This is a genomic window from Streptomyces sp. NPDC102451, from assembly GCF_044765485.1.
In the GTDB taxonomy this organism is placed as follows: domain Bacteria; phylum Actinomycetota; class Actinomycetes; order Streptomycetales; family Streptomycetaceae; genus Streptomyces.
Window position 1 is genome coordinate 57,882 of the sequence record NZ_JBIWKD010000015.1, and the last position, 13,666, is coordinate 71,547.

Annotated in this window: 11 protein-coding genes; 7 read left to right on the forward strand and 4 right to left on the reverse strand. The window is 71.4% G+C overall.

The annotated features are described in order from the left end of the window. Positions 1–116 precede the first annotated feature (116 nt). Positions 117–1,013, reverse strand: coding sequence for an RNA polymerase sigma factor SigF (locus ACIRD8_RS27940; protein WP_403997209.1), 897 nt, complete (start codon positions 1,011–1,013; stop codon positions 117–119). Between the two features lie 229 nt (positions 1,014–1,242). Between ACIRD8_RS27940 and ACIRD8_RS27945 the strand changes: the two genes are divergently transcribed. The 3 genes from ACIRD8_RS27945 (at position 1,243) to ACIRD8_RS27955 (ending at position 4,900) form a co-directional block, all read left to right on the forward strand. Further along, a complete protein-coding gene (locus ACIRD8_RS27945; protein WP_403997212.1) occupies positions 1,243–2,718 on the forward strand; it encodes an MFS transporter in 1,476 nt (491 codons plus the stop codon). Between the two features lie 133 nt (positions 2,719–2,851). Then, positions 2,852–4,342 carry an SDR family NAD(P)-dependent oxidoreductase gene (locus tag ACIRD8_RS27950; RefSeq protein ID WP_403997215.1) on the forward strand — a complete coding sequence of 497 codons (1,491 nt, stop codon included), beginning with the start codon at positions 2,852–2,854 and terminating at the stop codon, positions 4,340–4,342. Between the two features lie 384 nt (positions 4,343–4,726). Beyond that, on the forward strand, positions 4,727–4,900 hold the full coding sequence (locus tag ACIRD8_RS27955) for a hypothetical protein (RefSeq protein WP_403997605.1): 174 nt from the start codon (positions 4,727–4,729) through the stop codon (positions 4,898–4,900). 271 nt (positions 4,901–5,171) lie between these two features. Here the strand turns inward: ACIRD8_RS27955 and ACIRD8_RS27960 are convergent, their stop codons facing one another. Genes ACIRD8_RS27960 through ACIRD8_RS27970 form a run of 3 tightly spaced genes read right to left on the reverse strand, consistent with a single transcriptional unit; the run spans position 5,172 to position 8,004 of the window. Next, positions 5,172–6,632: a lipase maturation factor family protein gene (locus ACIRD8_RS27960; RefSeq protein WP_403997219.1), complete on the reverse strand. Its 1,461-nt coding sequence runs from the start codon at positions 6,630–6,632 to the stop codon at positions 5,172–5,174. A gap of 29 nt (positions 6,633–6,661) precedes the next feature. After that, entirely contained in the window at positions 6,662–7,171 is a 510-nt protein-coding gene (locus tag ACIRD8_RS27965; RefSeq protein WP_403997222.1) for a DUF1990 family protein, read from the reverse strand. After that, positions 7,168–8,004: a YndJ family protein gene (locus ACIRD8_RS27970; RefSeq protein ID WP_403997224.1), complete on the reverse strand. Its 837-nt coding sequence runs from the start codon at positions 8,002–8,004 to the stop codon at positions 7,168–7,170. The genes ACIRD8_RS27965 and ACIRD8_RS27970 overlap by 4 nt, the downstream gene beginning before the upstream one ends. A 142-nt stretch (positions 8,005–8,146) precedes the next feature. Here ACIRD8_RS27970 and ACIRD8_RS27975 point away from each other — a divergent pair, with 142 nt between their 5' ends. From ACIRD8_RS27975 to ACIRD8_RS27990, 4 genes are all read left to right on the forward strand, one after another. Beyond that, the gene (locus tag ACIRD8_RS27975) at positions 8,147–10,213 is read left to right on the forward strand and encodes a SpoIIE family protein phosphatase (RefSeq protein ID WP_403997226.1); all 2,067 of its coding nucleotides are present in this window, start codon (positions 8,147–8,149) and stop codon (positions 10,211–10,213) included. A gap of 120 nt (positions 10,214–10,333) precedes the next feature. Further along, positions 10,334–11,692, forward strand: a complete 1,359-nt coding sequence (locus ACIRD8_RS27980; protein ID WP_403997229.1) for a wax ester/triacylglycerol synthase family O-acyltransferase — start codon at positions 10,334–10,336, stop codon at positions 11,690–11,692. A gap of 94 nt (positions 11,693–11,786) precedes the next feature. Continuing rightward, positions 11,787–12,755, forward strand: a complete 969-nt coding sequence (locus tag ACIRD8_RS27985; RefSeq protein WP_403997233.1) for an aldo/keto reductase — start codon at positions 11,787–11,789, stop codon at positions 12,753–12,755. Continuing rightward, positions 12,752–13,666, forward strand: a complete 915-nt coding sequence (locus ACIRD8_RS27990; RefSeq protein ID WP_403997235.1) for an amidohydrolase family protein — start codon at positions 12,752–12,754, stop codon at positions 13,664–13,666. The genes ACIRD8_RS27985 and ACIRD8_RS27990 overlap by 4 nt, the downstream gene beginning before the upstream one ends.

Consider the following 13,666-nt stretch of genomic DNA (forward strand, 5'->3'; position numbering starts at 1 on the left):
GCTCCACCCCCTTTGAAGGACGGCACGGGACACCCACGGCCGTATCGCCAGGAAGCATATGTGACTGAGGCCCGGCACCAGGCCGGGCCTCAGTCCTTCCGTCGCTGTGCTGTGGATCAGGCCTCGACGCTCATGCCCGTGCGCAGGCGCTTGACGATCCTGCTGAGCAGGCGCGACACATGCATCTGGGAGACGCCCAGTTCGGCGCCGATCTGTGCCTGCGTCATCTCCTGCCCGAAGCGCATGCGGACGATCTTCCGCTCCCGGTCGTCCAGCTGCCGCAGCAGCGGGGCCAGGGTGTGCAGATTCTCGACGCTCTCCATCCCGGGGTCGTCGTCGCCGAGGAGATCGGCGTAGGCGCGCTGGTCGCTGCCCGACTCGCTGTCGGCGTTCGGGGTGTCCAGGGAGCCCGCCGAGTAGCCGTTGGCGGCGACGAGCCCCTCGATGATCTCCTCCTCGGGGAGATCGAGATGCGCGGCGAGCTCCGCGACCGTCGGGTCGCGGTCGAGCTCCGCCGACAGCTGCTCCTTGGCCTTGGCCAGCTCGACCCGCAGCTCCTGCAGCCGCCGCGGCACGTGCACCGACCAGGTCGTGTCGCGGAAGAACCGCTTGATCTCACCGACGATGTACGGCACCGCGAAGGTCGCGAACTCGACCTCGCGAGACAGGTCGAACCGGTCGATCGCCTTGATCAGGCCGATCGTCCCCACCTGGATGATGTCCTCGGTGTCGTCACCGCCCCGGTTGCGGAACCGCGATGCGGCGAAGCGCACCAGGGAGAGGTTCATCTCGATCAGGGTGTTGCGCGCGTACTGGTACTCGTGGGTCCCCTCCTCGAGGACCTGCAGCCGGTCGAAGAAGAGCTTCGACATCGCCCGGGCATCCTGCGGCGCCACCTTGCCGGCGTCCTCGATCCATGGAAGCGCGGCCGTGCCGGAAACCGCCTCCGCCTCGTCGCACCGCGTCGCCGCTGTGCCGATCGCTTCGGTGGTCCGCACTGACATGGCCGTCATGGTGTCACCCTCCCTGGTGTCCTGCAGCAGTGACGGGCGCATGCCCCGTCATCCGGAAGTAATGCCACCGAGTGCAGAAGATTTTCCGGAGAAGCCCCCACGGGCCGGGATGAGGCTCCCGGTCGTAACGATCCGTGTCCGTGCGGGTGCTTTTCGTTGCTCTTCATGGCTCAGGTGTGAGTCACGCCTCGTTCCGGGCACCTGTGGTTCCGGAAGCCGAGGAGGGCTCATGAGCGACACCGGTACGGCAGAAGGACGCACTGTCACGACCCGGATCCCGGCACGGCTGGACCGGCTCCCCTGGTCGCGCTGGCACTGGATGATCGTGATCGGCCTGGGCACGGTCTGGATCCTCGACGGACTCGAGGTCACGGTCGTCGGCAACATCGCCAGCCGGCTGTCCGAGGACGGCAGCGGACTGCCCATCACCGACGCCCAGGTCACCGGCATCGCCGCCGCGCTGTACGTCGCGGGCGCCTGCTCCGGTGCACTGGTCTTCGGGTGGCTCACCGACCGCTACGGGCGCAAGAAGCTCTTCCTGATCACTCTCGCCGTCTATCTGGCGGCCACCGCGCTCACCGCGATCTCCTTCTCGGCCTGGTGGTTCTTCCTCTTCCGCTTCCTGACGGGCTTCGGCATCGGCGGCGAGTACGCGGCGATCAACTCGGCCATCGACGAACTGATCCCCAGCAAGTACAGGGGCCGCGTCGACCTCATCATCAACGGCAGCTTCTGGCTCGGCGCCATGGCCGGCTCCCTGCTCTCCGTACTCGCCCTGAACACCGACATCTTCCCCAAGGACGTCGGCTGGCGGCTCACCTTCGCGCTGGGCGTGGTCCTCGGGCTCGTCATCCTGCTGGTGCGCCGTCATGTGCCGGAGAGCCCGCGCTGGATGTTCATCCACGGGCGCGACGAGGAGGCGGAGCGACTGGTCGAGGGGGTGGAGCGCGAAGTGGAGGCGGAGACAGGGAAGGGCCTGCCTCCGGCCGAGCCGTCCATCACCGTGCGGCAGCGCAGGAGCATCGGATTCGGACTGATCGCGCGGACCGTCTTCCGCTCGTATCCGAAGCGGGCCGTCCTCGGGCTCGCCCTCTTCATCGGCCAGGCGTTCCTGTACAACGCCATCACCTTCGGCTTCGGCTCGATCCTCGTGAAGTTCTTCGACATCTCCAGCGGCGCCACCGGCTACTACTTCGCCGTCATCGCCTTCTGCAACTTCCTGGGACCGCTCCTCCTGGGCCGTCTCTTCGACACGGTGGGGCGCAAACCGATGATCGCGGGGACGTACATCCTCTCCGGGCTGCTGCTCTTCGCGACCGCGTGGCTCTTCGGCCTCGGGATGCTGACGGCCGTGACCATGACCGGCTGCTGGTGTCTGGTCCTCTTCGTCGCCTCCGCCGGTGCCAGCTCCGCCTATCTGACCGTGAGCGAGATCTTCCCGATGGAGACCCGGGCGATGGCGATCGCCTTCTTCTACGCCGTGGGCACCGCCGCCGGAGGCATCACCGGACCGCTGGTCTTCGCGGACCTGACCGCGAGCGGCGTGGTCGGGGACACGGTCCTGGCCTTCTGCATCGGAGCCGCCCTCATGGTGGCCGCGGGGCTGGTCGCGTTCTTCTTCGCGGTGGCGGCCGAACAGAAGTCCCTGGAGTCCATCGCCACCCCGCTCTCCGCCGAAGCCGGGCAGGGCGGCGCACCGAACTGAGCAACGCCCGACTCATGGCAGACTTGACCGGGGCATTCCGCCCGTGCGCGCCTGCCCTCGCCGGCTCCCGGCCGGATCACTCCCCACCCGAAGCCCGACAACGGCATGAGTGACGAGTGACAGAGGAACGGCAATGACGGTGACAGAGGACAGCCAGGAGTTCGCTCCCGGTATCGACGAGTTCGGTCCCGGTATCGACCCGGAGCGGCTGGCCGTCTGCCTGAGCGTGCTCGACGAGCTGGACACCATCGAGGTCGACCACCCCGACGCCGTCGCCGTGCGCCGGGCCACCGCGGGTATCTACCGCACCGTGAAGCAGCGCCGCCGCCAGGAGCGCCGCGCCGCCAAGACCGCGCACGACAAGGCCGTCACCGAGGCCACGGCGACCGGCTCGGCCGAGCGCATCGACGACGAGACGCAGGGTGTCCTCCCGTCCTCCTCGGCCTCCGCCGAGATCGCGGGCATACTCCAGCGCCCCAGGTCCTGCTACATCTGCAAGACCCGGTACGTCGAGGTGGACGCCTTCTACCACCAGCTCTGCCAGCAGTGCGCCAAGGAGAACCGCAGCCGGCGCGACGCGCGCACCGACCTCACCGGACGCCGTGCCCTGCTCACCGGCGGCCGCGCCAAGATCGGCATGTACATCGCGCTGCGGCTGCTGCGCGACGGCGCGCACACCACCATCACCACCCGCTTCCCCAACGACGCCATCCGCCGCTTCAAGGCCATGCCGGACAGCGACGAGTGGATCCACCGTCTGAAGATCGTCGGCATCGACCTGCGCGACCCCGCCCAGGTCGTCGCGCTCGCCGACTCGGTCGCCGCCGAGGGGCCGCTCGACATCCTGATCAACAACGCCGCGCAGACCGTCCGCCGCTCCCCGCAGGCCTACAGCGAGCTGGTCGCGGCCGAGTCCGCCCCGCTGCCGACGGGCGAGCTGCCCGCCGCCCAGGTGATCGGGACGTTCGGCAGCGGCACCGTCGACCGGGTCGCCGCGCTGCCCGCAGCCCGCCAGGAGGGCCAGGGCCTGAGCGCCCAGGAGGTCACGGACCTCGCCCTGGTGACCGGGTCCGCGTCGCCGGCCCGCATCGCCGCGGGCACCGCGATCGACGCCGGCGGTCTGGTCCCCGACCTGCACGACACCAACAGCTGGATCCAGACCGTCGAGGAGGTCGAGCCGATCGAGCTCCTCGAGGTCCAGCTCTGCAACTCCACGGCTCCGTTCATCCTGATCAGCCGGCTGCGCCCCGCGATGGCCAGGACGGAGTCGAAGCGCGCGTACGTCGTGAACGTCTCCGCGATGGAGGGCGTGTTCGGCCGTGGCTACAAGGGCGCGGGGCACCCGCACACCAACATGGCCAAGGCCGCGCTGAACATGCTGACCCGCACCAGCGCCCAGGAGATGTTCGAGAAGGACCACATCCTCATGACGGCCGTCGACACCGGCTGGATCACGGACGAGCGGCCGCACCCGGACAAGATCCGTCTCGCGGAGGAGGGTTTTCACGCCCCGCTGGACCTCGTCGACGGGGCCGCCCGCGTCTACGACCCGATCGTGCGCGGCGAAGAGGGCGAGGAGCTCTACGGTTGCTTCCTGAAGGACTACGCCCCCGCGGGCTGGTGACCTCCGCCGGCAGGCCTGACCTCCCGGCCTCCGGGCTCTCCCGCACCTCCCGTCACCTGCGATGACAGATGGCACGGCGGCGGTCCCGCGTTCAGCGGACCGCCGCCGTTCTGTTGGCTGAAAGTGACCCAGGCCACACGTTCTGTCGAGCGGGACGGCGCTCATTTGGTTAGTCTGGTGTGAACGGACGCCACCAAGGGATCCACGAAGCTTCCTCGGCCGTCCTGGGACAGGTCTGTAAGCAGCCCGCCGTCCCACCCCGTACCCGGCGCCACCGCGACCGAACTGTTTCTGCCCCCTGCCCCGCAGTGGGCGGTCCCGACACGGTTCTCACAGCCGCAACGTCGCCACCGCCCGGGGTAACGCGACACAAAGGAGTCCGCGGTGACACCTGACATGACGAAGACCGAGACGCGCCCGTCCGAACGGGCCGCGGAGCAGGGCCGTCGGCCCGAGAAGCTCCGGAACATCGAGGTCTGGGCGAGGTCGGCGCCGATCAGGCTGGCCGGCTACGAGGACGACCTGGCCGAGCCCCACATCCTGCCCGGGATCGACTGACCCGCCCGTACCCGTTCGAGCAGCGCCTCGGCCCCTGCCCCCGTCCCCGGACGGGGGCAGGGGTCTTCTCCTTGGTCACTGCCGCCTCCCGTGCCCCCGAGGGTGCGACGCCCGCGCGAAGTATCGACATGCCAGCGACAATCGGGCGAGAACAGCCGCTCCTGTGTCGTGCCCGGAGGCCGGGCCGACTGACCGCAGCACACGCAGCGCCGTCCCGGCCCGCAAACCGGTCGGGACGGCGCTGCCCCTGCCGTGCGGGCCACCGGGACGCTCACCGGCGGCCGTTCCCCTTGCCGGGCCCGTGCCCGTCCGGCCGGAGCGGGACGGGGCGGGCCACCGGCCTCATGAACTCTCGTACGTAGGTCCGGTCCCACCAGCATCCGGTGGCCCGCAGTTCGTGCCGGTCCGTGTACCAGTAATGGAAGACCCTGGCCTGGATGTGGGCCGGCGGGCCGTCGGGGAACGGGTTGTGGCCCAGCAGCCGCAAGGTGTCCCGGTCGCCCCGCAGCAGCCGTTCGACGAACGGCCCGAACCAGGAGCGGGCGTAGGCGGGGGAGAGGGCCGCGAACCACATCATCCAGTCCAGCCGCAGATGGTACGGGGCGAACTGGCGCGGCAGCCTGCGTGGATCGCCCGGCTTGCCCCGGAAGCCGTACTCGAGCCAGCGGGTCCCCTCGTGGATCACCTCGTCGTCGGTGCCCTCGACCACCACCTCCAGCCGCATCCTGCTGATGCTCCCGAAGGCCCCGTAGGTGTTGACCAGGTGCAGCGGGTCGAAGGAGCGGTTCATCGCCTGCCGGCGGGAGAGCAGATTGCGTGCCGGGCGGTAGCTGAGGACCAGGACGAGGACGGTGCCCGCCATGACCACCACCTCGTACCAGAGGGGCGCTCCCGGCTGCGCGGGCGGCGGACCGGCGATCAGCGACCAGTCGATCGCGGCGAGCGCGAGGACGATCGTCAGCCAGTTCAGCCAGGCGAAGTTCCCCGACAGCACCAGCCACAGCTGGGTGACCACCATCAGCCCCGCCGCGACGCTCGCCACCGGCTGGGGGGTGAAGAGCAGGAAGGGCACCACGAGCTGGGTGACATGGTTGGCGACGACCTCCACCCGGTGCGCGGGCTTCGGGAGATGGTGGAAGAACCAGCTCAGCGGACCCGGCATCGGCTGGGTCTCGTGGTGGAAGTCGAGGCAGGTGAGCTTCCGCCAGCACTCGTCCCCCCGGATCTTGATGAGCCCGGCGCCGAACTCCACCCGGAAGAGCAGCCAGCGCAGCAGCCACAGGACCAGCACCGGGGCCGCCGTGTCACCGTTGCCGAGGAAGACGGCGAGGAAGCCCGTCTCCAGCAGGAGCGACTCCCAGCCGAAGCCGTACCAGACCTGGCCGACCTGGACGATCGACAGGTACAGCACCCAGGGAACCGCCCACAGGGCCATCGCCGCCCCCAGCGGGAGGTACGCGTCCAGCCCGGCCAGGAGGGCGACGGACACCGCGGCGCCGGTCCACGCGACCAGCGCGAAGAAGCGGTCGGAGTAGTGCAGGCGGAACAGGCCGGGCGCGGCCCGCCACGAGGTGCGCCGCAGGAGGTCGGGCACCGGGAGCATGCCCCGGGAGCCGATCAGCGCCCGGAACTGGAGCGCGGCGGCGACGAACGCGACCAGGTAGACGACGGCGAGCGCACGCTGGAAGATCAGCCTGCTCAGCCAGTAGCCATCTGCGGTGAACCACTCCACCGTCCCCAGTATCCGGCGGGCCCCGCCCGTCAGGCGTCCGACACGACACGGCGCAGCGTGGTGCCGAGCCGTCGGGCGTACCACCGCTGGGCCACCGGGACGAGTGGACCGGCCAGCCGGCTGTACCAGGAGGCGGGGCGCGAGAACGCCATGACGGTGAACCACACCGTTCCGTCGTCCGCCAGCTCCACCACGAAGCTCTCCTCCCCGCACTCCGGATGCCGTGGCAGCGTGCCGTACGCGAAGCCGATGCGGTGCCTCTCGTACGCGGTCCAGACGATCTCGCAGGGGGCGGTGAGGCGGAACGGCCCGACGCCCGCCGACACCTCGACGGTCACCCCGGCGGCGGCCCGTGCGGCGGAGGCGTTCACCCTGGCCCCCGTGGTGCGGTGCATGCGCCACTCGGTGACGGCTGCACCCGCGGCCTCGAAGTCCGCCCGGCCCCTGCCGACGGCGGCGCGGTGGTGCAGATGGTTGTACCCGTCCGGGAACGGCCCCAGCCGGGTGGCTCCGACCTCGGGATACGTCAGTGTGCTCATGCGGTCCTGCCTTCCGGGTGGGTGAGGTCCTGGAGCCGGCGCCGGGCGAGCAGCGCGCAGAGCGCGAAGCCCAGCGCGTTGCCGAGGCCGTGCGTGGCCGCCATCCAGGTCAGGGTGGGGTGCGGCAGGCCGGTGGCCTCGCCGAGCGCCCAGCTCAGCGCGAGCACCATGGTGACCACGAGGACGCCGGCCGATACGGCGAGCAGGGCGCGGGTGACACGGTCCCGTCCGGCGGCGGGGGCGGTACGCCAGGTCAGGAGGGCGACCGTCCACATCCCGGCGGTGAGCACGACGGCGCCGGCCAGCTCGGTCCGCTCGCTGGTGAAGTAGCCGACGAGGACGAGCAGGGTGCCGAACGGCACGCTCAGAGCGGCGAAACGGCCGGCCGCGCCGTCCTCGGCCCGGCAGACCAGACCGGCGACGAGGGCGGCGGCGAAACCGGCGAAGTGGAAGTGCGGCACGGTCAGCGCCAGGATGCCGAGCCCGAATCCGAACAGTTCGTGGCCGGAGCGCTCGGCGACGAGGGCGAGCGCGGCGACCGACGGCGTGACCAGCGCGGTGAGCAGGGCGGCCTCCACCGGGGCCGCGCTGCGCGTACGGGCGAGGCGCCGGGGCGCGTGGGCGGCGAGAAGCAGCGTCCCCAGTGCGTAGCAGAGGGCGAGCGCGGTGGCGGTGGCGCCGCGCGGCAGCCACAGGGACACGGCACCGGGCACCGCGAAGAGCGGCCACAGCCGCCGGATCCGGTCGAGCGCGGGCTCACCGACGAGCCCCAGGCCCAACGGGACGATCACCAGCATGCCCAGCATCACGATCAGCCCGACCAGTACGGACATCGCGCCCACCCCCGTCTCACGCGGAACAACCCCGACTTGAACGTGTTCAATTCTTGTCGCGCACAGCATAGGGGAAACTTTGAACGCGTTCAAGGCGTGGGTTCGGTCGAGGAATCGGACAAATAATGGCAGAGTGGCGCACATGGATGATCGGGTAGCGGGTGCCCTGTCACTCCCGGACGACTGGCCCGCCCACCCGGACCTCAGCCTCGCCCTGAACCGAATGGGCAGCTTCGACTGGGACCTGGACAGCGGCCTCATGCACATGGACGAGCCCGCCCTCGATGTGTTCGACCTGAGCGCCGAGGAGTACGACGGCCATCCGGCGGGGCTCGCGCAGCGCGTCCCCGCCGACGAGGCGATCCGGCTCGACACCATGGTCTCGCAGGCCCTCAAGAGCGGCCGCAGCAACTACGGCGCGTACTTCCGCAGGACGCGACGCGACGGCACCCTGTGCTGGACCCACACCCAGGGGTTCATCCGCCGTGACGGCACCGGGCGGCCCCGCCGCATCATCGGGATCATCCGCGACGCCACCCAGGAGCTGGCCGAGTCCACCGCCCGCCGGACCGTCGACGAGGAGCGCCGTCGCCGTACGAGCCTGGTCGAGGGCACCACGGCGGCCCTGGCCCACGCCCGTACGGTCAAGGACGTCACCGATGTGCTGAAGAGCTCCCGCGGCCTGGCCAACCTCGGCGCCACCAGCCTCGTCATGGGGCTGCTCGAGTCCGGGCGCATCCATCTGGTGGCGGACGGCCCCGAAGGGGCGTTCGTGCAGGGCACCCGCTACACCCGCACGGACGAGCCCTACCCGATGAGTGAGGTCATCCGCACGCTCACGCCGCGTTTCATCGAGACGCCGGAGGACTTCGCCACGTCGTACCCCATCCTCTGGCCGCACATCAGCCACCTCGGCATCACCGCCGCCGCCTACATGCCGCTCATCGCCCAGGCCCGCCCGATCGGCGCACTCGGGCTGCTCTACGGCGACAAGGCAGGCTTCACCAGCGACGAGCGGAACCTGCTGGTGGCCCTCGGCAGTTCGATCGCGCAGAGCCTCCAGCGGGCCATGCTCTACGAACAGGAGCACGACCTCGCCGAAGGGCTCCAGCAGGCGATGCTGCCGCGCCGGATCCCCGACGTGCCCGGGGCGCAGGTCGCCGTCCGCTACCGCTCGGCTCGGCTCGGCAGGGACATCGGCGGCGACTGGTACGACATCATCCCGCTGCCCGGCGGCCGGGTCGGCGCCGTCATCGGTGACGTACAGGGACACGACACGCACGCGGCAGCCGTCATGGGCCAGCTCCGCATCGTGCTGCGCGCCTACGCCGCCGAGGGGCACAGCCCGGCCACGGTCATGGCACGGGCGTCCGTCTTCCTCCATGAACTCGACACCGACCGCTTCGCGACCTGCACCTACGCCGAGGCCGACCTGACCACCGGAGTGGTGCAGATGGTCAGGGCCGGGCACGTCGACCCGGCCCTGCGGGACGTCGACGGCAGCTGCCGGAGGCTGCCGGTCGACGGTGGGCTGCCGCTGGGTCTCTCCGCGGAGTTCGGGCAGCTCGAATACCCGGTCAGCACCGTCGACCTGGACCCGGGCCAGACGATGATCCTCTACACCGACGGGATGGTGGAGCTGCCCGGGACCGACCTCGACGACGGCATGAGGCTGCTGGCCGCGACGGTCCGTGACGGGCCGCAGGATCTCGACAAGCTGGCCGAAAGGCTCTGCGAAGTGGTCGACGAGCGCGGCGGCGAGGACGACATGGCGGTGCTGCTGATGCGCCGCAACGCGGCCCACGCCCCCCATCCGGGCGGGCGGCTCCAGCAGCACGTCGCGCAGAACGACCCGGAGGCACTGACGTCCGCACGCCACATGATCCGGGCGGCCGTCCGGGCCTGGGGCGCGAAGGGCCGGGCGGACGAGGTCGAGCTCGCTGCCGACGAGCTGATCACCAACGCGCTGATGCACACCGACGGCGGCGCCATCGTCACCATCCGGATGCTCACCGGACCCGAACGCCGCCTCCGTGTCGACGTCGAGGACCGGTCCAGCGCGCTGCCGCGCCGCAGGGACGCGGGGGAGTCCGGGGTCTCGGGGCGTGGACTCATGCTCGTCGACCGGATTGCCGACGTCTGGGGAGTGGAGTCCCGGGGCAACGGCAAGTGCGTGTGGTGCGAATTCCTCATTCCGGGGCACCGGTAGCGCCGCTGCCGGGACAGCGCGAGACTGTAACAGTACGTAACATGTCCATACTTGACCGTAACCGACCCTGCGGGATTGACTGCGATCCCGCCGTTCCGCTGTCGAAGACGCGAGGCCCCGTTGAGTACCGAGCTTCTGGCACCGCTTGATCTGGCTTTCTGGCACCTCGAATCCGACGCCCACCCGATGCACCTCGGCGCCCTCGCCGTCTTCGACCCGGTGCCCGGCGTGGCCCCGCAGGACCTCCTGGAGCTGCTCGGAGCGCGGGCGGCCGCGATCCCCCGGCTCCGGATGCGGGTGCGTGACGTCCTGCTGCCCGTCGGCGGTGCCGCCTGGTTCACCGACAAGGACTTCGACGTGCAGCGGCACGTCAGGCGGGTCGTGCTCCCCGAGGGCGACTTCATGGGTGAGGCGACCCGGCTCGCCGGTGAACTCATGGAACAGCCGCTCGGACGGGGCCTGCCGCCCTGGCAGATGTACGTCCTCGACAGCCCGGGTGACGGACCGTTCGCCGTGCTCGTGAAGCTGCACCACGCGCTCGCCGACGGGATGCGCGCCGTCGCCATCGGCGCCGGCATCTTCGACCAGATCGCCTCCGCCGGTGCGGGCCGTGGCGCGGTGCGCCGCCGGACACCCGTGCCGCCCCGCTCCTGGCTGCCCGGCCCCTACGAGGCCGCCGGCATGGCGATGGACCGGCTGGGAGACGTGCGCCGGGCGCTGGGGGTCGGGGCCTCCGTCGTACGCGCCAGCCGCCTCGACCTGAGGGCCGGCACGGCCCTGACCGCGCGCTCCAGCGGTACGCGCCGGATGGCCACCGCCGACCTCGACGCCGAGACGGTGCAGCGGATCCGGCGCACCGAGGGCGGTACGGCCAACGACGTCCTGCTCGCCGTGGTGGCCGGTGCACTGCGCCGCTGGATGCTCGAACGCGGTGAGCCGCTCCCCGGCGCCGACCCGCGTGCCCTGGTCCCCGTCTCCCGGCGCCGCCCCGGTGGGGCGGCCACCGGCAACAGGCTCTCCGCATACCTCCTCGGGCTGCCCGTCGGCGAACCCGACGCCCGGGAACGCCTGCGGCTCGTCCGCACGGGCATGGACCGCAACAAGGCTGCCGGGCCGTTGCGCGGGGCGGGCGCCGTCGCCGTACTGGCCGACCAGCTGCCCGCGCTGGCCCACCGGTTCGGGGCACCCCTCGCGGGGAACGCGGCCCGGATGCTCTTCGACATCCTGGTCACCAGCGTGCCCCTGCCCCGCTCGGCGCTGTCGCTCGGCGGGTGCCCGCTGCGCGCCGTCTACCCGATGGCGCCGCTGGCCCGCGGGCAGTCACTGGCCGTCGCCCTGACCACGTACGGCGGAGGGGTACAGGTCGGACTGGTCGCCGACGGAAAGGCGCTGCCCGACCTGGACCGGCTGGCCCGCGCGGTCCACGAGGAGCTGCATGACCTGCACGCACTCGTGCCCACGGTGCCCGCACCGGCGTGAGCGTCGATCGGTGAGAACCTGTTGACGCGGTCGATTGATCCGATGAATAGTCCTCTACGGACCATCAGGGACCACCGGCGGGGGCATCAGGGGCATGCGGCGCATCAGGCTCGGACGCAGTGCGGTCGAGATCACCGAACTCGCCTTCGGGGCGGCGGCCATCGGCAATCTCTTCACCGAGGTCGACCCGGCGCAGGCCGCCGCCGCCGTCGACGCGGCCTGGGACGAGGGCATCCGCTACTTCGACACCGCACCGCACTACGGCCTCGGGCTCTCCGAACGCCGCCTCGGTGAGGCGCTGCGTGACCGGCCCCGGGACGCGTACACGGTGTCCACGAAGGCGGGCCGGCTGCTCGACCCGCTGACCCCCGCCGAAGCGGCGGCCCACCACGGGCTCTCCGACGGTTTCGCCGTACCGCACACCCACCGGCGCCGCTGGGACTTCAGCGCCGACGGCATCCGCCGCAGTATCGAGGACAGCCTCACCCGTCTCGGCCTCGACCGGATCGACATCGTCTACCTGCACGACCCCGACGACCACGGGGAAGCCGCCTTCTGCGAGGGCTACCCGGCGCTGGAGAAGCTGCGCGCGGAGGGCACGGTCGGCGCCGTCGGAGCCGGCATGAACCAGACCGCGATGCTCACCCGCTTCCTGCGCGAGACCGACGTCGACGCCGTCCTCTGCGCCGGCCGCCTCACCCTCCTCGACCACAGCGCCCTCGACACCCTGCTGCCGGAGGCCGCCGCCCGGGGCCGCAGCGTCGTCGTCGGAGGCGTCTTCAACTCGGGGCTGCTCGTCGACCCGCGCCCCGGCGCGACGTACGACTACGCGGCGGCCCCCGCGCCCCTCCTGGAACGGGCCGTACGCATCCGGGCCGTCACCGAAGCGCACGGTGTCCCGCTGCGCGCGGCCGCCCTGCACTACCCACTGGGACATCAGGCCGTCGCGGGGGTCCTCGTCGGCGCCCGTTCCCCGGAGGAGGTGCGGGACGCCGCGGCCCGGTTCCGCACACCGGTCCCGGACGCGCTCTGGGACGACCTGCGCGCGGAAGGGCTGCTGTGACGCCCCCGCCGGTCATCGACGCCCACCACCACGTGTGGGACCTCGCGGTGCGCGACCAGGAGTGGATCACCGGTGAGGAACTCGCCCCCATCCGCCGCACCTTCACCCTCGCCGACCTGGAGCCCGAGGCACGCGCCGCCGGGGTGGTCGCCACGGTGCTCGTCCAGACCGTCACGGTCGCGGAGGAGACACCCGAACTCCTCGCGCTCGCCGACCACAGCACGCTCGTCGCCGGTGTCGTGGGCTGGACCGACCTCACCGCGCCGGACGTCGCCGGCACCCTCGCGGCGCTCCGCGCCCTGCCCGGCGGCGGCCGGCTCGTAGGAATCCGCCACCAGGTCCAGGGGGAGGACGATCCGGAGTGGCTGCTGCGCCCCGACGTCCTGCGCGGACTGCGCGCGGTCGCCGCCGCCGGACTGGTCTACGACCTGATCGTCCTGCCCCACCAGCTGCCCGCCGCCACCCGCGCCGCCGCGCTCCTGCCGGAGCTCACCTTCGTACTCGACCACGCGGGCAAACCGCCCGTGGCGACGCGGAGCACGCACCCCTGGGCGGACCGTCTGCGGGCGCTCGCGGCGCTGCCCAACACCGTCTGCAAGCTCTCCGGTCTGGTCACCGAGGCGGACCCGCGCACCTGGACCGTGGAGGACCTGCGCCCGTACGCGGACACCGTCATCGAGGCCTTCGGGCCGGACCGGCTGATGTTCGGCTCCGACTGGCCCGTGTGCCGGCTCGCCGCCGGATACGCCGAGGTCCTGGACGCGCTACGCGAGCTGACCGGAGGCCTGGGGGAGGACGGCCGGCGGTCCGTCCTCGCCGGCACCGCGCGGCGGGTCTACGGGCTGCGGGAACCCTCCGTCCGAACGCGCGCCGTCCGCCGGGCAGGCGCGTGGCCGTTGCGGCAGGCTTGA

Bases quoted from the DNA above. Each gene is read 5' to 3' on its own strand.
- ACIRD8_RS27940 (WP_403997209.1), bottom strand. From the start codon at position 1,013: ATGACGGCCATGTCAGTGCGGACCACCGAAGCGATCGGCACAGCGGCG.
- ACIRD8_RS27945 (WP_403997212.1), top strand. From the start codon at position 1,243: ATGAGCGACACCGGTACGGCAGAAGGACGCACTGTCACGACCCGGATC.
- ACIRD8_RS27950 (WP_403997215.1), top strand. From the start codon at position 2,852: ATGACGGTGACAGAGGACAGCCAGGAGTTCGCTCCCGGTATCGACGAG.
- ACIRD8_RS27965 (WP_403997222.1), bottom strand. From the start codon at position 7,171: ATGAGCACACTGACGTATCCCGAGGTCGGAGCCACCCGGCTGGGGCCG.
- ACIRD8_RS27970 (WP_403997224.1), bottom strand. From the start codon at position 8,004: ATGTCCGTACTGGTCGGGCTGATCGTGATGCTGGGCATGCTGGTGATC.
- ACIRD8_RS27975 (WP_403997226.1), top strand. From the start codon at position 8,147: ATGGATGATCGGGTAGCGGGTGCCCTGTCACTCCCGGACGACTGGCCC.
- ACIRD8_RS27985 (WP_403997233.1), top strand. From the start codon at position 11,787: ATGCGGCGCATCAGGCTCGGACGCAGTGCGGTCGAGATCACCGAACTC.